The sequence below is a fragment of the Acidiphilium sp. C61 genome, assembly GCF_905116885.1.
Classification (GTDB): Bacteria; Pseudomonadota; Alphaproteobacteria; order Acetobacterales; family Acetobacteraceae; genus Acidiphilium.
On record NZ_CAJHNI010000005.1, the window covers coordinates 2,448,370 to 2,465,664 of the forward strand.

General features: G+C 69.0%; 15 protein-coding genes. 3 read left to right on the forward strand and 12 right to left on the reverse strand.

Annotated elements, in window-relative coordinates:
• Nucleotides 1-11: 11 nt before the first annotated feature.
• On the forward strand, nucleotides 12-1,544 hold the full coding sequence (locus HUW10_RS14380; RefSeq protein ID WP_174504120.1) for an amidase: 1,533 nt from the start codon (nucleotides 12-14) through the stop codon (nucleotides 1,542-1,544).
• Nucleotides 1,545-1,675: 131 nt separating this feature from the next.
• Here HUW10_RS14380 and HUW10_RS14385 read toward each other — a convergent pair whose 3' ends face one another.
• Nucleotides 1,676-3,220, reverse strand: a complete 1,545-nt coding sequence (locus HUW10_RS14385) for an NAD(P)/FAD-dependent oxidoreductase (RefSeq protein ID WP_174504121.1) — start codon at nucleotides 3,218-3,220, stop codon at nucleotides 1,676-1,678.
• A 203-nt stretch (nucleotides 3,221-3,423) separates the two neighbouring features.
• Here HUW10_RS14385 and HUW10_RS14390 point away from each other — a divergent pair, with 203 nt between their 5' ends.
• The gene (locus tag HUW10_RS14390; RefSeq protein WP_174504122.1) at nucleotides 3,424-4,065 is read left to right on the forward strand and encodes a 2-hydroxychromene-2-carboxylate isomerase; all 642 of its coding nucleotides are present in this window, start codon (nucleotides 3,424-3,426) and stop codon (nucleotides 4,063-4,065) included.
• 8 nt (nucleotides 4,066-4,073) lie between these two features.
• Here the strand turns inward: HUW10_RS14390 and HUW10_RS14395 are convergent, their stop codons facing one another.
• The 11 genes from HUW10_RS14395 to HUW10_RS14445 all read right to left on the reverse strand — a co-directional run bounded on the left by HUW10_RS14395 (nucleotide 4,074) and on the right by HUW10_RS14445 (nucleotide 16,109).
• Nucleotides 4,074-4,955 (reverse strand): hypothetical protein, encoded by an 882-nt coding sequence (locus tag HUW10_RS14395; RefSeq protein WP_174504123.1) that lies wholly within the window; start codon nucleotides 4,953-4,955, stop codon nucleotides 4,074-4,076.
• 137 nt (nucleotides 4,956-5,092) lie between these two features.
• Nucleotides 5,093-7,723, reverse strand: coding sequence for an HAD-IC family P-type ATPase (locus HUW10_RS14400; protein ID WP_174504124.1), 2,631 nt, complete (start codon nucleotides 7,721-7,723; stop codon nucleotides 5,093-5,095).
• A complete protein-coding gene (locus HUW10_RS14405; protein ID WP_174504125.1) occupies nucleotides 7,710-8,726 on the reverse strand; it encodes a sodium:calcium antiporter in 1,017 nt (338 codons plus the stop codon). The genes HUW10_RS14400 and HUW10_RS14405 overlap by 14 nt, the downstream gene beginning before the upstream one ends.
• Nucleotides 8,723-9,739: an AI-2E family transporter gene (locus HUW10_RS14410; protein ID WP_174504126.1), complete on the reverse strand. Its 1,017-nt coding sequence runs from the start codon at nucleotides 9,737-9,739 to the stop codon at nucleotides 8,723-8,725. The genes HUW10_RS14405 and HUW10_RS14410 overlap by 4 nt, the downstream gene beginning before the upstream one ends.
• A gap of 296 nt (nucleotides 9,740-10,035) precedes the next feature.
• The gene (locus tag HUW10_RS14415) at nucleotides 10,036-10,671 is read right to left on the reverse strand and encodes a hypothetical protein (protein WP_236656407.1); all 636 of its coding nucleotides are present in this window, start codon (nucleotides 10,669-10,671) and stop codon (nucleotides 10,036-10,038) included.
• Nucleotides 10,672-10,816: 145 nt separating this feature from the next.
• Complete coding sequence (locus tag HUW10_RS14420) at nucleotides 10,817-11,113, reverse strand: hypothetical protein (protein ID WP_174504127.1); 297 nt, start codon at nucleotides 11,111-11,113, stop codon at nucleotides 10,817-10,819.
• A gap of 237 nt (nucleotides 11,114-11,350) precedes the next feature.
• The gene (locus HUW10_RS14425; RefSeq protein WP_174504128.1) at nucleotides 11,351-12,517 is read right to left on the reverse strand and encodes an acyl-CoA dehydrogenase family protein; all 1,167 of its coding nucleotides are present in this window, start codon (nucleotides 12,515-12,517) and stop codon (nucleotides 11,351-11,353) included.
• A 14-nt stretch (nucleotides 12,518-12,531) separates the two neighbouring features.
• Complete coding sequence (locus HUW10_RS14430) at nucleotides 12,532-13,314, reverse strand: IclR family transcriptional regulator (protein ID WP_236656408.1); 783 nt, start codon at nucleotides 13,312-13,314, stop codon at nucleotides 12,532-12,534.
• Nucleotides 13,315-13,532: 218 nt separating this feature from the next.
• On the reverse strand, nucleotides 13,533-14,123 hold the full coding sequence (locus HUW10_RS14435; RefSeq protein WP_174504130.1) for a carbonic anhydrase: 591 nt from the start codon (nucleotides 14,121-14,123) through the stop codon (nucleotides 13,533-13,535).
• 203 nt (nucleotides 14,124-14,326) lie between these two features.
• On the reverse strand, nucleotides 14,327-14,995 hold the full coding sequence (locus tag HUW10_RS18550) for a DapH/DapD/GlmU-related protein (RefSeq protein WP_174504131.1): 669 nt from the start codon (nucleotides 14,993-14,995) through the stop codon (nucleotides 14,327-14,329).
• Entirely contained in the window at nucleotides 14,988-16,109 is a 1,122-nt protein-coding gene (locus HUW10_RS14445) for a DegT/DnrJ/EryC1/StrS family aminotransferase (RefSeq protein ID WP_174504132.1), read from the reverse strand. The genes HUW10_RS18550 and HUW10_RS14445 overlap by 8 nt, the downstream gene beginning before the upstream one ends.
• 51 nt (nucleotides 16,110-16,160) lie before the next feature.
• Between HUW10_RS14445 and HUW10_RS14450 the strand changes: the two genes are divergently transcribed.
• Nucleotides 16,161-17,282, forward strand: a complete 1,122-nt coding sequence (locus HUW10_RS14450; protein ID WP_174504133.1) for a glycosyltransferase family A protein — start codon at nucleotides 16,161-16,163, stop codon at nucleotides 17,280-17,282.
• Nucleotides 17,283-17,295: the final 13 nt, after the last annotated feature.

Consider the following 17,295-nt stretch of genomic DNA (forward strand, 5'->3'; position numbering starts at 1 on the left):
GGGAGGACTGAATGACACTTCACACCGTCAAGGTTCCGTCGCTCGCGACACTGCGCGACGTGGCGGCCGAGCTAGGCATGACGTTCGACGAGACCGATCTCGCCGGCCACCACGAAGCGATCGCCTCGAGCATCGCCGCCCTGCAACTCGTCGACCGCATGCAGGACGAACTGCCCGAGGTCCGCTATCCCCGGCTGCCCGGCCAGCGCGTCGCCCCGGAGGACAACCGGCTCGGCGCATGGGCGGTCAAATCCGTGATCGAGGGCGCCGCCACCGGCCCGCTCAAGGGCAAGACGGTGGTGATCAAGGACAATGTCTGCGTCGCCGGCCTGCCGATGTCCAACGGCGCATCGACGCTGGAAGGCTACATGCCCGAGATCGACGCAACCGTCGTGACCCGCATCCTCGATGCCGGCGGCACCATCGTCGGCAAATCGGTCTGCGAATATTTCTGCTTCTCCGGCGGCAGCCACACGAGTTCGAGCGGCCCAGTTCACAATCCGCACCGGCATGGGCACTCGGCCGGCGGCTCGTCCTCGGGCAGCGCCGCACTCGTGGCATCGGGCGAGGTGGACATGGCGCTCGGCGGCGACCAGGGCGGGTCGATCCGCATGCCGTCTGCATTCTGCGGCACCTATGGCATGAAGGCGACGCACGGGCTCGTCCCCTATACCGGCATCATGCCGATCGAGCTTACCCTCGATCATACCGGACCGATCACCGCGACGGTCGAGGACAATGCCCGCCTGCTCGACGTCCTTGCCGGACCCGACGGGCTGGACCCGCGCCAGTATGGGGGCGATCGGGCATATAATCATGTCGAGGCGCTCGGCCAGGGCGTGAAGGGCATGCGGATCGGTATTGTCCAGGAAGGGTTCGGCCACGCCCAGTCCGAGGCTGCGAGCGATGCCCTCGTCCGCGCCGCCGCCGAGCGCTACGGGGCGATGGGCGCCGAGGTCGAAACCGTATCGATCCCGATGCACACGGTCGGACCGGCGATCTGGCTCGCCGTGGCCGCCGAGGGCGCGACGATGCAGATGATGCACGGCAACGGTTTCGGCTTCAACTGGCAGGGGCTTTACCTGACCTCGCTGATGGATCGCCACGCCGCGTGGCGCGACCGGGCGGATGAACTGTCGGACACTCTGAAGAACACCATGCTTCTCGGTCAATACATGACCAGGACCCATGGTGGCCGCTATTACGCGAAAGGGCAGAACCTCGTCCGCCGGCTGCGCGCCGCCTACGACGCCGCCCTGCAACGGTTCGATCTCCTGCTGATGCCGACCGTCCCCATGGTTGCGCCGAAGCTGCAGGACGCCGATGCCCCGGTCCCCGAGATCCTGCAACGCGGCTTCGAGATGCTGCCGAACACCTGCCCCTTCGATTGCACGCATCATCCGGCGATGAGCATTCCCTGCGGCAAGGTGGACGGGCTACCGGTCGGGATGATGCTGATCGGGCGGCATTATGACGAGCGGTCGATCTACCGCGCCGCCGCCGCTTTCGAGAGCGGCGTGGACTGGACCGCCATCTCGGCATAGAGCGCGGTCCGATCCTGATGGATCGGATGATGCTCTATGATATCGACAAGGAGCGTATCGTTATCCGATCGGATGCCCCCATCCGATCGGATGATCCGCCGCGCAGCGGCCCGCGTCCGGACGCGTTCCCCTCAGTCCGCACCGGCCATCGGGACGAGCGGCGAGGTTTCGGTCACCTGCCGATAGGCCCGGTCATAGGTCCGGGTCGACGACGATGATGCTTCCTCGTGATATTCGGCGTCCTGATTGACCTTCCACAAATCATAGACCTGCTTTCCCGCCAGGATGTTTTCGGTGGCCAGTATGGCCGTCATCATCGCATGGTCCTGATTGTTGTATTTGTGCATGCCGTTTCTGCCGATCAGGTGCAGGTTCGGGCAGGTCTCCTCAAGATCCGTCCTGATCGTGTCGACATGTTTCTGGTAGTGGTCGTCATAGACCGGATAGGCCTTTCTCTGGCGGACGACGGTGCCTTCCCGAATGTCTTCCCGCGTCGCAAGGCCGAGCCTGACGAGTTCGCTGGTGGCAAGCTCGACCAGCGCCTCATCCGTCGAGGCCCAGAGCCCGTCGCCCTCGAAACAGAAATATTCCAGCCCATAACAATTCAGCGCCGGGTCGGGGACCATGTCCGGCGACCATGACTTGAAGTTCTGGATCCGCCCAACCTTCACGCTCGGATCATGGATATAGATCCAGTTGTCGTCGAACAGCGAGCGGTCCTTGAGGATCAGCGCGACGGTGAGAAAGTCGCGATATTTCAGAGCGTCCGCCGCCGCCAGCGTGGCCTCGTTCAGGCCCGGCCGGATGGCATGGCACAACTCGCGCATGGGCATCGTCGAAATCACATGGGTTCCGTGAAACGTGTGGCGATTGCCGGCCGGGTCCTCGGCGACGACCCTCCATGACTTTCCATCTTCACGGCTGATTTCGACGACCTTCATGCCTTTGACGATCTCGCCGCCCTGACGTTCGATCTTCGCCGCCGCCGCTTCCCAGAGCATGCCCGGCCCGCGTCGCGGATAGCGGAAACTGTCGATCAGGGTCTTGATCACCTTGTCGCGCGGCTGCTTCCCCGATTGCGGAAGGAGCGCATGCTTGATCGCCTGCGAGAGCGACAATCCCTTGATCCGCTGCGCCGCCCAGTCTGCCGAAATCTTGTTGCAGGCCATCCCCCAGACCTTTTCCGTGTAGGTGCGGAAGAAGATCCGGAACAGGCGCTTGCCGAACTTGTTGGTTACCCAGTCTTCGAAATTGGTGGGATTGGCGATCGGGAACAACCGCGCTTTCGCGTATGACAGAACGCAGTGGACTGCCTCGAAAACGCCCAGCTTGAGCAGCGCGTCCATGGCGCGCAACGGGTAATCGAACAATTTCTGGCGATAATAAATCCGCGATTTCCGTGGTCGGACAAGAAACCCTTCGTCGAGGATTTCGTCCCACAATTCCTCGATTTCCTGCGATTTCGAGAAGAATCGGTGCCCGCCGATATCGAACGCGAAGCCTTTGTAGGTCTCGGTGCGGGAAATGCCCCCGACATAAACCGGATCCTGTTCCAGCACGGTCACGGCGAGGCCGTTGCGGCTGAGCAGATATGCGGCGGTCAGGCCAGCTGGTCCGGCACCGATACAAATCACTATTTCTTTTTTGGTATTTGATAAAAAATTAGAATAGGACATAAATTATTAACCTTATCGAGATATTAAATACAGTAATATACAATCTTTTTTACGATATTCAGAAAGATATTCTTGGTCAATAGCCGGACGTATCGATTCCAGATACGGTATCCTGTTGTGCCGAACGATGATATCTCAACCGCAGGGCCGGAAAGTTCCAGCCCTCCAGAGGCTGTGGGGTCCACGCAATGAAAGGGTGCGAGATGAGCGAGCCGGTCATGGTGTTCTGGTCGTTCCGCAGCCCCTATTGCTACATCGCGCTGCCGCGCCTCATCGCCTTGTCGCAGGCGCAGGGCGTCGCGCTGGAGATGCGGATCGTGCATCCGGCCGCCTTGCGCAACCCCGACTATTTCCGGACCATGAACCCTCTCGCGCGTCCCTATTTCCTGCGCGACAGCGCGCGCGAGGCCGCGGCGCGCGGCATGAAGTTCCGCCGCCCCGTGCCGGACCCGGTCGCGCAGGATCCCGCAACCCTCGCCATCGCGCCGGCGCAGCCTCTCGCCCGCCGGCTCGGCCGGCTGGGCGTTGCGGCATCGCGGCGCGGCGCCGGCGTTGCCTTCTGTCTCGAGGTCTCCCGTCTGCTCTGGGATGGCGAGGTCGAGGGCTGGGATACCGGCGATCATCTCGCCCGCGCCGTGGCCCGCGCGGGGCTCGATCTCGCCGCGCTCGATGAAGCGGTCGCCGCCGATCCCGACGGGCACGAGGCGGTGCTGGCGCAGAACGATCAGGACCTGCGCGCGTCCGGCCACTGGGGCGTGCCGACGATGGTCTGGCGCGGCGAACCGTTCTTCGGACAGGACCGGATCGACACGCTGGCCTGGCGCCTGCGCGGCGATGCCGGATAAGGGGCGGCCTATCGCAGTTGCAGGTCGAACAGGGCGATGTTCAGAACAAGCCCGGGCAGCAGAAACTGGAACAGCCGCGCCATCGCCAGCACCTCGTCGATCGGCGCATCACGTAGCGCTGCCGCGCGCAACCCCTCGGCGTCAAGCCCCGCCGGATTGGGCACGCGATGACGGATCTGCGCCAGTGCGGCGTCATGCACGTTGCGACACGCCGCGTCATATCCGGGTGTCGCGACCAGCGTCCTGATCCCGCCCCAGGCGGCGGCGAAATAGCTCGGCCAGCGCGCCAGCGCCCGGTAGTCGGTGTTGACGAAGGGCAGGCCGAGCGTCGCCTTCACATCCTCATAAACGGCCCTCGTCGCCGGATCGGCATGATGCGCCTCCATCAGCACGAACGGACAGGCGACATCCGGCGCGTGGCGGCCGGTGAAGGGGGCCGCGTCGACCGCGACATCCGGCGCCAGCGCGCCGCCTTCGAGCAGCAGCCGCACCAGTGTCGCGATCAGCAGATAAGGGTAGTTGCCGTGGGAAAAGATCTCGATCATGTCGCGGATGGAGGCGATTTCCGCCGGCGCGTAGCCGACTTTGTCCAGCGTCCCGCGCAGCCCGGCCGGTGCGAGGCGTGCGGCCTCCCGCTCGGCCAGCGCGCGCAGGTCGCGGCATTCGCCGACGAAGGCGGTGCTGGTCACGATCGGCTCGAGCCCCCGCCACAAATGGCGGAAGAAATGCGGGTAATGGGCGTAGGCCATCGTCACCACCCCCATCCAGGGCACCTGCAGCGCGGTCTTCATCGCGGTGTAGAACGCCTTCCGCTCGCCAGCGGCCAGGTATTCCGGCAGCGGGTGGATGGCGGGGATCGGGGTCGGCAGCCCTCGTTCAAGCGTGATCATCAGCGTTCCTCCCGCCCGCGCGAACGGATCTGAAATGAGTATTCTTGCGGCCTTGAAAGGGGCGCGGGCACAATTTTCGTTTTCGGACGCCAACGGAATACGGCACGTTGCTCTAAGGTCAAGAGGTGGCCCTCAGGTCAAGGGGTGGTCCGCCCGGTGGTGCGGCGCGCCCATTTGGCCAGTTCGAGGGCGATGTAGATCACGCTGGAGGCGGCGATCGTTACCGCGAGTTCGCCGGGGCTGAGCGGTGACGCGCCGAAGGCGCGGTTGATCCCGGGCGTGTAGATCACCGCGATCTGCAAGGCGACGGTGAGAAGCACGGTGCCCAGCAGCGGCGGGTTCGCGCCGAGATCGGCATGGAACGGTCTTGCGTGCGCGGCGCGAACCGCCATCAGCTGCCAGAGCTGCACGAAGGTCAGCACGGCGAAGACCATCGTCTGCCAGTGTGCATCCTGCATCCGGCGGGCGACGGCCTCGGTCAGCAGCGTGATCGCCGCCATCAGCAATGCGCTCCACAGTACCTCGATGGCCATGAAGCCGGCGAGCAGACGCTGGCGTGGCGGAAGCGGCGGGCGGGCCATGATGTCGGGCGCGGCCGGTTCGGTGGTGAGGGCGAGGCCGGGCAGCCCGTCGGTCACGAGGTTGATCCAGAGAATCTGGATCGGCCGCAGCGGCATCGGCAGGCCGAAGAAGGGGGCGAGGAAGATCGTCAGGATCTCCGCCGCGTTGCAGGCGATGACGAAGCGCACGAACTTGCGGATGTTGTCGTAGATCCGCCGGCCTTCGCGCACGGCGGCGACGATGGTCGCGAAATTATCGTCGAGCAGCACGAGGCTCGCGGCCTCGCGGGCGACATCGGTGCCGCCGCGTCCCATCGCCACGCCGATATCCGCCTGTGCCAGCGCCGGTGCGTCGTTCACCCCGTCGCCGGTCATCGCCACCACCTCGCCATTGTCCTGCAGCGCGGTGACGATGCGGATCTTCTGCGCCGGATCGACCCGGGCGAACACCGCGACCTCCCGCACCCGCCGCCGCAGTTCCCCCTCGTCGAGCGCCTGCAGCGCGGCACCGGTCATCACCGCTGTCTCGCCGGCGGCAGCATCGAGGATGCCGATCGAGCGGGCGATGGCGGCGGCCGTGAGCGGGTGGTCGCCGGTGATCATCACCGGGCGGATGCCCGCCGCGATGCAGGTGGCGACGGACGCGGCGGCCTCGGGGCGCGGCGGGTCGATCAGCCCGGCGAGGCCGAGACATTCGAGCCCGCCTTCCATCTCTGAAGCCGCCATCGCTACCGCTGTCCCCGGCTTGTGACGCCTGCGGGCGACGGCCAGCACCCGCATTCCATCGGCCGCCATGGCGGCGGCGGCGCGCATGAGGGAGGCGGGATCGGCCGGCACCGCACCGGCCGGGCCGGTCATTTCGGTGCAAAGCGGAATCACCGCCTCGGGCGCGCCCTTGGTGTAGCTGACCAGCGCGCCGTCCTCGTCGCGGTGCAGCGTGGTCATGCGCCGCCGCGCGGCGGTGAAGGGCAGTTCGGCGCAGCGCGCGTGGCGGGCGCGCTCGGCGGCCGGATCGAGCCCTGCCGCGCTGGCTGCGTCCAGGAAAGCGGTTTCGGTCGGGTCGCCCTGCTTCGTGCCGGCGGCATCGGCGGTGGCGTCGTTGCACAAGACCAGCGCGCGGAGCAGCGCCGTCGCATCCGCATCGCCGGGCGGGCGCCAGGCTCGCGTCATGCGCATCCGGTTGAGGGTCAGCGTGCCGGTCTTGTCGGCGCAGATGGTGGTGACGGCGCCGAGCGTCTCGACCGCGGGGAGGCGGCGGATCAGCGCCTGCGCCCGCGCCATCCGCGCCGCACCGCCGGCCAGCAGCACGGTGACGATGGCGGGCAGCGCCTCGGGGATCGCCGCCACCGCGAGGCTGAGCGCGGTCAGCAGCATCGGCAGCGGCGCCTCGCCGCGCAGCAGCCCGGTGGCGAGGATCAGGACGCAGACCGCGAGTGCGGCGGCGGCGATCTGCCGGCCGAACCGGGCGAGCTGGCGTTGCAGCGGAGTGGGGCCGGGGGCGGCGCCGCCGATGAGGGTGGCGATCCGGCCGAGTTCGGTGCCCATGCCGGTCGCGGTCACGATGCCGGTCGCGCGGCCGCCGAGCACCGAGGTGCCCTTGTAGGCCATGCAGCTTCGCTCGGGCAGCGTCGTCCCTGCTGCCATCGGGGCGACCTGTTTCAGCACCGGGGCCGATTCGCCGGTCAGCGCGGCCTCGCCGGTGTGCAGGCCTGGCGCCTCCAGCAGCCGCAGATCCGCAGGGACCGTGTTGCCGGCTTCGAGCAGCACGAGATCGCCGGGTACGAGGGACGCCGCCGGCAGCGTGATCGTCCGGCCCTGCCGCCGGACCGTCGCGACCGGGGCGGCGAGGCGGCGCAGCCCGGCCACCGCGTCCTGCGCGCGGGCGGCCTGGATGAAGCCGACCACGGCATCGAGGATGACGATGGCGAGGATTACCGCCGTGTCCTCCAGCGCGCCGATCAGGGCGGAGAGCGCCGCCGCGCCGATCAGCAGCAGGACCATGACATCGGTGAACTGGGCAAGCAGCAGGGCGAGCCGGCTTTGCGGCTTCGCGGCCTCGATCGCGTTCGGCCCGTGGCGGCGCAGCCGGGCGGCGGCCTCGGCATCGTCGAGCCCGCGGGCCGCATCGCCGCCGAGGGCTGCGATCACCGCAGCCGCGTCGCGTGCGTGCCAGGCGGGCGGCGGCGTGGTGGGGTCAGCGCGCGCCATAGAGGAACAGCACGTAGGCGTTGAGCAGATACATGGCGAACAGGCCGAAGCTGATCCAGCCGACGGTGCGGAACAGCCGGTTCTGCGGCCGGTAGAGCAGGCCGGCGATCAGCAGGCCCGACATCACCACGCACGACATGGCAGAGACCACGTGGATCGGCGATGCGTGATCGAGGATCGGGCCGTGGCGGTAGAACAGGTCGTCGATCCCGAGGACCAGCATGTTGAACATGTTGCTGCCAAGGATGTTCGCCATCGCGAGATCGACGGCGCCGATCCGCGCCGCGACGATGCTGACCACGAGTTCGGGCAGCGAGGTGACGGCGGCGACGAGCAGCGTGCCGACGAAGGTCTGCTGCCAGCCCATCGCCCCGGCGAGGGCGACCGCGACGAAGGGCAGCGCGCTGCCCGCCGCGACCACCAGCGCCGCGGCCCCGGCATAGGCGCGCAGGGCCTCGGCGAGCGGAATGCCGGCCTCGCGCGCCATCGGCGGGTGCAGTGCCTGATCCTGCTGTTCATAGATGAAGATCGCCCGCGCCCCGAGCCCGTAGAGCAGGAAGATGATCGGCGTCGAGCCGCCGATGCCGAAGAGGGAAACTGCGAGCCCCTCGCCATGCAGCGCGAGGGTGAGGCCGGCGAAGCCGATCAGCAGGATGCCGAAGGCGGATGACAGGATGTGGCCCTGCCGCACCCGGCGATAGACGCTTTCCTCGCGCAGCATGAAATCGAGCACGATCAGGATGGCGAGATTGAAGATGCAGCTGCCGAAGACGTCGCCCACCGCGGTATCCGGCGCATCGGCGAGGCTGACGGCGCTGATGCCGGTGCTCAGCTCCGGCAGCGAGGTGATCGAGGCGACGAGGATGAGGCCGATCCAGCCGCCGGAGAGATTGGTCCGCGCGGAGATAATCTCGCCGTTGCGCGACAGCGCCGGGCCGGCCAGCCCCACCAGCGCGGCGCAGAGACCGAAGCCGAGCCAGAGACCGGCGAGGTGCGGCGTCATGGCGCGGGCCCGCCGCGGCGGCGGCGCAGCAGGTCGAGGGCGAGGAGGGTGAGGGTCATGGCCAGGGGGCCGAGGATGAAGCCGGGCGGGCCGAAGACGATGAGGCCGCCGATGATGGCGATGAAGACCGGCACGGTGGGCAGCCGCAGCCGGTCGCCGACCAGGATCGGCCGCACCACGTTGTCGATCTCGCCGACGATGAGCGCGCCCCACAAGGCGAGGATCAGCGCCTTCGTCTCCTGGCCTTCGAGGGCGAGATAGGCGGCTTCGGGAATCCAGACGACGAAGGTGCCGAGCACCGGGACGATGGCGAGCAGGCTCATCACGATGCCCCAGAACAGCGGCGCGCCGAGGCCGAGCGCCCAGAACATCAGCCCGGCCAGCGTGCCTTGCAGCGCCGCGACCATGACGGTGCCGTAGACGATCGCCTGCACGGTGCCGCCGATGCGGGCGAGGAGGCTCTCGACCTCCGCCGCATCGAGCGGGAGGGTCCGGCGCAGCGAAGCGATTGCGGCGGCGCGGTCGCGCAGCGCGTAGAACAGGATGTAGAAGGCGAGGACGATCTCGATCACCTGCGCCACCGAGCCGCGCAGCAGGGCGGCGCCGGCATTGCCGAGCATCGCCACCAGCCGGCCGAGCAGGCCGGAGAGATCGAGCTCCGCCGGCAGCCAGGCGAGGGCGGGCAAGCGGAGCGGGCCCTCGGCCGCGAGCCGGGCCTGGATGAAGGCGGCGCCGGCGATCGCGCCATGGGCCAGCCGCTCGACCACCAGCGTCGCCGGCGCGCCGACGACGAGGATCGCCACCAGCACGGTCAGCCCGGCGGCGAGGCCGCGATGGGGGATGCGCCGTTCGACCCGCGCCTGCAACGGGGCGAACAGGATGGCGAGCACCAGCGCCCAGGTCAGCGCGCCGAGAAAGGGCAGCGCCAGCGCGGCGCAGATCGCGAGACCGGCGGCGGCGGCCAGCGCCAGGGCGATGAGGCCGGCGCGCTCCTCCGGCGGCGGGTCAGCCATCGGCCGGTCTGATCCCGGCCTGTCTGATCCCGGCCGGTCTGATCCCGGCCGGTCTGATCCCGGCCTGTCTGATCCCGGCCTGTCTGATCCCGGCCGGTCTGCTACCGGCTGGTCAGCCATGCGCCGTCATGGCCGCGCGCCGCGTCCGCTCCCGTTTGCCTGCTCCGCCCTCGTCCTGCCGGCGCGCCATACGGCGGATATGGGCAAGCGTCCGGTCAGGCGCAGTTACCTAATCGGGTAGGGTGGTCGCGGATGATCTGCTCTATCTTGTCGTTTATCAGGTCATCTTTATCCGATCAGATGATTCCATCTGATCGGATGATGCTCTTGCCCTGCGGCGGGTCGCGCAGCCGCTCGCGCCGGCGCAGCCAGGCGGGCGGGCGGAAGCGGCGCGGGAGTTTTGCGACTGATTCGTCCGTGCTGGGCGGCAGGACGGGTTCGGGTTTGGGGCGGGGGGTGCGCCTTGCGCGCGGCGCGAGGCGGAGCATCGCCGGGAGCTTCAGGCCGAGGCTGCGGCAGAGCGGGCGGAGGATGCGGCCAAGGCGGGGTTCCTCGCCGATGCGGCGCTGCAATGCGGGATCGGCGAGCAAGGCGCGGAGCAGGCCGGCGGCGGCGGCGGCCTCGGGGACCGGCGCCAGCAGCCAGGCGGGGCGGCGCGGCAGGATGGGCTTGCAGCCGTTCTTTTTTTGAACCGTCTCGTCACTATGCCCCGTATTGTCGCCATGCTGCGGGCGCGGGTGGCGACGGGGGCGCGGCGGCGGCGCAGGAGCGGCGCAGAGGCGGGCGAAATGCCGCGCATAGCGTTGCAGCCGGGTCCAGAGCAGGGCGCCGAGCGGGCCGCCATCCGCACCAAAGGCGCCGGCGGCGGCCCGGCGCGCCACAGCACCGCACAGCACGTCGATCAGGATCCGGAAACGTAGTGCGACATCCATGAACGGAACAGGAACATACTTGCCCCGGGGTGGGCAATGTTTTTGCTCCTGTTTCGCTCCGCTCCCCGCTTTTTTCCGGCCTGTTTCGGGCTGGCGATCCCGGGCGGAGCGCGGCATTGCGCCGGTCCGCGAGCGGGGTAGGGGATCAGAACATGCGCCCGTTGAGGAAGCCGAGGGCGGGGAGCGGGCGCCAGCCGCGCGGCAGCTGGGCGCGGGTCATCGCCCGGATCGTGTAGCGCGGCACCGGCTGCTCGCAGCGCTGGAGGAAGCCGAGATAGGCGCGGACCTGCTGTTCGCGCCAGGCGCGGTCCGCCTCGGCGCTCGTGTGGCTCGGGTGGATGTCCGCCACCCGCACCACCCTCCCGATGGTCGCGATCACGGCCCAGGAACGGTCGTCGGCGCGGGAGGGGGATTTCTCGAAGCTGCTGATCTTCTCCGGCATTTGCAGCAAGACTGACACGGCGCGGGGGGCGACGGCAAGCGATTCTGCGGCCCAGCGGCGAATGCCGCGGATCAGGTGCAGCGGCGAATGCCGCTGATCAGGTGTGGCGGCGAATGCCGCGGATCAGGTGCAGCGGCGAATGCCGCGGATCAGGTGTGGCGAACGCCGCGGATCAGGTGTGCCCCATGCTGAGGAGCAGGTGGGGCGGACCAGGTGGAGCGGATCAGGTGGGGCGGATCAGGCGGCGCCGGTCATTTCGCGGATCATGTTGCGGGCGATCAGCAGCTGCTGGATCTGCGTCGTCCCCTCGTAGATGCGGAACAGCCTGACATCGCGGTAGAACCGCTCGACCGCGTATTCCTGCATGTAGCCGGCGCCGCCATGGATCTGCACCGCGCGGTCGGCGACGCGGCCGACCATCTCGCTCGCATACATCTTGCAGCAGGCCGCCTCGGTGGAGACGTTGCGGCCGGCATCCTTGCGGCGCGCCGTCTCCTCGATCATGCAGCGGGCGGCGAAGGCCTCGGCCCGGCTGTCCGCCAGCATCGCCTGGATGAGCTGCTTCTCGGCGATCGGCTCGCCGAACTGCCGGCGGTCGAGGGCGAAGGCGAGGCTGTCGCGGATCAGCCGCTCGGCGGCGCCGACGCAGACCGCCGAGATGTGCAGGCGCCCGCGGTCGAGCACTTTCATCGCGGTCTTGAAGCCCTGGTTCTCCCGCGCCGGACCGCCGATGATGGCGGATTCGGGCACCCGCACATCCTCCAGGATCACGTCGGAGGTGAGCGATCCCTTCTGGCCCATCTTGCGGTCCGGCCGGCCGAGCGAGAGGCCGCTGGAGCCGGCCTCGACCAGGAAGGCGCTGACGCCGGATGCGCCTTTCACCGCTGTGTTGGTGCGGGCGAAGACGGTGAAGAGATCCGCGCGCGGGGCGTTGGTGATGTAGCGCTTGGTGCCGTTGAGGATGAAATCGCCGCCGTCGCGCCGGGCGGTGGTGCGCAGGCTGCCGGCATCCGAGCCGGCATCCGGCTCGGTGAGGGCGAAGGAGGCGATCATCTCGCCGCTGGCGAGCTTCGGCAGGTAGTGCGCCTTCTGCGCCTCGGTGCCGTCGATGATGATGCCCTGCGCGCCGATGCCGTTATTGGTGCCGACCAGCGAGCGGAAGGCGGGCGAGGCCTGGCCGAGGATGAAGGCGGCCTGCACCTCCTCCGCCATCGACAGGCCGAGCCCGCCATGGGCCTCGGGGATCGACATGCCGAACAGGCCCATCTCGCGGATTTCGGCGACCAGTTCGGCGGGGATGTCGTCCTCGTCGGCGACGCGGTCTTCGGCGGGGATCAGCCGCGCCTTCACGAAGCGGTCCAGCGTGTCGAGGAACTGGGCGAGGGTTTCGGAATCCAGGGCCATGGCGCTCTCTTCTGTCAGGGGGAAACCGCGGCGACGCGGCGGACGAGGTCGATCAGGCGGGGGGCGATGTCCGCCTCGATCCGCGCTGGGGTGAGGGACTGGGCGGGGCCGCCGCAGTTGAAGGCCATGATCGGCGTGCCGTCGCGCGGGATGAAGGGGATGGCGACGGCGTTGACGCCGGGTTTCCAGTCGCCATACGAGGTGCAGTAGCCGAGCGCCGCGTGCTGCGCTATTGCAGCCTCGATGCCGGGGCGGATCGCAGGCCAGGCGGCGCCCTCATGCGCGCGGATCTCGTCGAGCAGGCGGGCGCGGGCTTCGGGCGCGTGGGCGGCGATGCAGGCGCGGCCGAGCGCGCTGGTGGCGAGGCGGATATGCGCGCCGACCTCGATCGCCAGCGTCACCGCGTCGGTGCCCTTGCAGCGCTCGATATAGACCATCGACATCCGGTCCCGGCTGGCCATCGCCACCGGCATGCCGGAGTGATCGGCCAGCGCCTGCATGAACGGGCGGGCGAGATCGCGCAGCTTGAGGCCGGCGAGGCAGGAATAGCCGAGCGAGAGCACCGGCGGGGCGAGGCGGTAGCGCGCGGTGTCGGCGTGGTGGGAGAGGTAGCCGAGCCGGTGCAGCGTGTAGGTGAGGCGGGAGATGGTGGATTTGCTGAGCCCGGTGCGGGCGGCGAGCTCGCCATTGCCGAGGGCCTCGCCCTCGCGGCGGAAGGCGCGGAGGATGTCGAGCCCGCGGGCGAGGGCGACGACGAAATCGCGGTCCTGTGCGGGGCCGGGCCCGGAATCGGCCAAGGGATTGGCCAAGGAATCGGCTGCGTGTGCGGGGCGTGGGCTGCGCGGTCTCATGGCGCGGCGCCCTGGCGGACGGACGGCATGGGCCGGGCTTAGGCTGGGGCGGGGTTTTCTGTCAAGTTTGCGGAAAAATATTCCGCAGAGCGGAATATAAAAGGCGAGGGAGGTCCCGCCGCCCGGTATGGCGGCGGGGTCTGGTGTGGATCAGGCTGTGTGGATCAGGCGGGACGGCCGAGCGCGGTGGCGGCGGCGACCTCGTTGAGGCGGCCGGTGCGGACGTCGAAAATATAGCCGTGGATGGCGATGTTGGCCGGGACCAGCGGATGCGCGCGGATGTGCCGGACATCCTGCACCACGCTTTCCTCCTGGTTGCGGATCGAGAGCCACTTGATGAAATGGCCATCGGCGCAGCCGCCGCCATGCTGCGGGTTGGACCAGGTCAGCGTCGTCATGTCGAGGCTGGCGGTGTTCAGATTGTCGTCCAGCAGCTCGGCCATGCGCTGGTCGGTGAAGGTTTCCATGCCGCAATTGGTGTGGTGGATCACGAACCATTCGGTGGTGCCGAGCAGCTTGTGCGAGATGACGAGGGAGCGGATGGCATCGTCGGTCGCGCGGCCGCCGGCATTGCGGATGACATGCGCGTCGCCCTCGGCGAGGCCGGCATAGCGGGCGGGGTCGAGCCGCGCGTCCATGCAGGTGAGGATGGCGAAGTGGCGCGCCGGGGGCATCGGCAGGTCGGCCTTCGCGCCGAAGCTGGCGGCATAGTCGGCATTGGCGGCGAGGATTTCGGTGACGGTCTTGGAGGACATTGGGGCTGCTTTCGGGTCCGGGTGGCGGTTACGCTCAGGTCGTCGCCGGAACGTTGCGATGGCGAGACGGGCGGGAGATATGCCACCGGGAGGGGAAGTCAACCGCGGGGGCGCGGTTTGTCTGGCATCAGCCGCCGCCGCGGCGATTTGGGTTAGCCGCCGTTGCGGTTGTTTCGCATCAGCCGCTGCTGCGGCGATTTGAATTAGCCGCCGTTGCGGCGGGCCAGTTCGCGCAGCGGGCGGGCGGGGTTGCCCATTACCCGCGCGCCGGGCGGCACCGGCCTCGTGATCACCGAGCCGGCGGCGATGAAGGCGCCGTCGCCGATCCGCAGCGGACGTGCCGCGTTGCCATGCACGATGCTGGTGCCGATGCCGATGAAGACGTCGCTGCCGATCTCGACCCAGCCGGCGATGCGCGCGGAGCAGATGGTGGTGTAGTCGCCGATCGTGGTCTCGTGGCCGATGCAGCTCAGCGGCTGGATCTGGACGTGCCGGCCGATCCGCACGCCGGGGCCGACATAGCAGCCGCCGCCGATGAAGCTGCCCTCGCCGGCGACGAGGTCGCGGGCGAGGGAGGGCCATGCGCCGATCAGCCAGGCGAACCGCCCGCCCGCCGCCTCGATCCGGGCGACCAGGCGGCGGCGATGCGCCGGGGTGCCGATGGTCACGTTCACCGGCACGTCGCGAAACGAGCGCTGCCAGGTCTCGAAATCGATCACCGGCAGGCCGCCGAGCGTGGCGGGCCGGGTTTCGGGATTGTCGTCGATATAGGCGATGACGCGCAGGTCGCGGTCGGCGAGGATCTGCTCGACCTCCTCGCGGACGGCGGCGGCGTGGCCGGTGGCGCCGTAGAGGATGACCGGGTTACTCATGGGCGTCTCCCGTGGCGAGGGCGCGCAGGATGCGCGCGATGTCCGCCGCGCCGATATCCTCGGCGATCGGCAGGCCGAGGATCCGCGCGGCGAGGCGCTCGGTCTCGGGCAGGGGTGCTGCGCCGTGGGCGCGGAAATACGATTCGGCCTGCACGCCGAGACCATACCACCGCCGGGTCTCGATCCCGGCGGCGGCGAGCGCGGCCGCCACCGCGTCCGCCTCGGCGCGGGTGTCCGCCCGGAACAGCGCGTAGCAGGAGGCGATCTCCGGCGGCAGGATCAGCCTGTCGGCCAGGCCATGGGCGGCGGCGGCGGCGCGGTAGTCGGCGGCGACGCGGCGGCGCGCGGCGATCCGCCGGTCGAGCCCGTCGAGCCAGGCGAGGCCGATCGCGGCGTGGTATTCGCTGAGCTTGCCGTTGAACCCGGCGGTGCGGCTCTCGCGCGTGTAGATCATGCCGAAATTCATCGCCTGTGCGGCGCGGACCAGCCCCTCGCGGTCGGCCCAGAGCACGGCGCCGCCCTCGCCGGTGCTGAAGGATTTGGTGGCGTGGAAGCTCAGCGCGACCGGCACCGCGCCCACCGCCGCACCGGGGGCGGCCAGCGCCGCCTCGAAGGAGGCGGCGGCGTCGATCACCACCGGGATGCCGGTGCGCGCCTGGAAGGCGGACCAGTCGTCCTGCAGGGGCATTTCGCCGAAGGGGGCCACCGGCAGCACCAGGCCGAGGTGCTCGGTGTGCAGGCCGGGCGGCAGGTCGTCCGGCCGCAGCCGCCAGCTCGCCGGCGCGAGGTCGCAGAACAGCGGTTCGTAGCCGGCGGCCAGGGCGGCGAAGGCGGTTGCCACGAAGGTGTAGCCGGGGATCAGCGCGAGGGTGCGGCCGCCGCGCGGGCGGCCGGCATGGGCGAGGATCGCCGCTTGCAGCGCCGCGGTGCCGGAGGCGGCGGTGACCAGCGTCTCCGCCCGGCCGGCCAGCAGCAGGGCGAGCCGCGATTCAAGCTGTTCGTTCAGCGTCCCGCGATTGGTGTAGATCCGGCTGGCGTCGAGCCCGGCGAGATAGGGCAGGAGGGACTCGACCGGCGGCAGGACGGGCCTGTAGACAGGCAGCGTGGTTTTCAAAATGCGTCTCTGTTTTCAAAACAATCAATTTGTCAAAAATGGTCACATTCAATGTATAAGGTTTTCGTATCGTCCCGCAATCGTCCTCTCTATCTGTGGGCCTGTCTGGACAGTTTCTACCGGCTGACCCGGAGTGCGGCGGCGGTGACGCTGATCGATTCCGCTTCCGATGACATGCTGGTGCGCGAGGTGGTGCGCGGCTTCGAGCGGCGCGGCCTGCTGCGCGAGGTCGTTTGGCTGGAGACCAACGAGATCGGCGGCGTGATCGGCGAGATCGCGAAGCGGCTGACGCCGGAGGACGAGCTGTTCGGCTTCGTCGAGGCAGACACCGTGATCCTGCCCGGCGCCTTCGAGTGCTGGCTCGGCCACATGACCTGGCTGATGCGCGAAGATCCGGGGCTGGCGATGCTCGGCTCCAGCGTCGATACCGGGGATTTCGTCGATCCCGTGCAGGCGCTGCGGCTGGAGCCGGACCGGCCGCCGCAGGAGGTCGGCGACATGATCTATTACGGCGATCCGGGCCGGCGGGACCATCGGCCGGACACGCCGGAGCAGCTGGTGTTCGCGCCGCACAACCCGCCCGGCCGGCTGCTGGTGCTGCGCCGGGAGGCGATCCTGCGGGCCGGCCATGCCAGTGATTCGGACCTGCACGACAATCTGCGCGCGCTCGGCTACCGCACCGGGATCAGCACCAGGGTGAGGCACCGCCATCTCTCGCTGCTGAACATCTTCGATTATCCGCGCTACAACATGACGGCGCGGCACGACTACATGCGCGGCGCCACCTATCGCGGGCAGGCGGAGGCGCGCGGCTTCTCGCGCGCGGCGGCATCGTGGACGCGGGAGCCGGACATCCACCTGCTCACCGGGCGGGGGCGGATCGAGCCCGAGATCGACGGGCCGTGGTACCGGTTCCGGCTGGCGGAGGCGGACGGGCCGGTCTGGCTGGCGTCGCGGCGGGGTTTCGCGCTCGACACCGCCGACCAGCGCCCGCTCGGCATCGCGATCGACCGGCTGCTGCTCGACGGCGAGGACATGCTGCGCAGCACGGCGCTGGCGGCGGGCTGGTACGCGCCCGAGGACGGGTGGCGCTGGACCGCCGGGCGGGCGGAATTGCCGCCGGCGCGGGAGGTGGCGCTGCGGCTGACCGGGGTGGTCGACTACGAGGCCTGAGCGGCGCCGGCCG

Excerpts from the sequence above, each read along its gene's own strand:
- HUW10_RS18550 (WP_174504131.1), bottom strand. The coding sequence starts at position 14,995 with ATGAGTAACCCGGTCATCCTCTACGGCGCCACCGGCCACGCCGCCGCC.
- HUW10_RS14450 (WP_174504133.1), top strand. The coding sequence starts at position 16,161 with ATGTATAAGGTTTTCGTATCGTCCCGCAATCGTCCTCTCTATCTGTGG.
- HUW10_RS14395 (WP_174504123.1), bottom strand. The coding sequence starts at position 4,955 with ATGATCACGCTTGAACGAGGGCTGCCGACCCCGATCCCCGCCATCCAC.
- HUW10_RS14400 (WP_174504124.1), bottom strand. The coding sequence starts at position 7,723 with ATGGCGCGCGCTGACCCCACCACGCCGCCGCCCGCCTGGCACGCACGC.
- HUW10_RS14415 (WP_236656407.1), bottom strand. The coding sequence starts at position 10,671 with ATGGATGTCGCACTACGTTTCCGGATCCTGATCGACGTGCTGTGCGGT.
- HUW10_RS14405 (WP_174504125.1), bottom strand. The coding sequence starts at position 8,726 with ATGACGCCGCACCTCGCCGGTCTCTGGCTCGGCTTCGGTCTCTGCGCC.
- HUW10_RS14390 (WP_174504122.1), top strand. The coding sequence starts at position 3,424 with ATGAGCGAGCCGGTCATGGTGTTCTGGTCGTTCCGCAGCCCCTATTGC.
- HUW10_RS14385 (WP_174504121.1), bottom strand. The coding sequence starts at position 3,220 with ATGTCCTATTCTAATTTTTTATCAAATACCAAAAAAGAAATAGTGATT.
- HUW10_RS14410 (WP_174504126.1), bottom strand. The coding sequence starts at position 9,739 with ATGGCTGACCCGCCGCCGGAGGAGCGCGCCGGCCTCATCGCCCTGGCG.
- HUW10_RS14380 (WP_174504120.1), top strand. The coding sequence starts at position 12 with ATGACACTTCACACCGTCAAGGTTCCGTCGCTCGCGACACTGCGCGAC.
- HUW10_RS14425 (WP_174504128.1), bottom strand. The coding sequence starts at position 12,517 with ATGGCCCTGGATTCCGAAACCCTCGCCCAGTTCCTCGACACGCTGGAC.
- HUW10_RS14435 (WP_174504130.1), bottom strand. The coding sequence starts at position 14,123 with ATGTCCTCCAAGACCGTCACCGAAATCCTCGCCGCCAATGCCGACTAT.
- HUW10_RS14420 (WP_174504127.1), bottom strand. The coding sequence starts at position 11,113 with ATGCCGGAGAAGATCAGCAGCTTCGAGAAATCCCCCTCCCGCGCCGAC.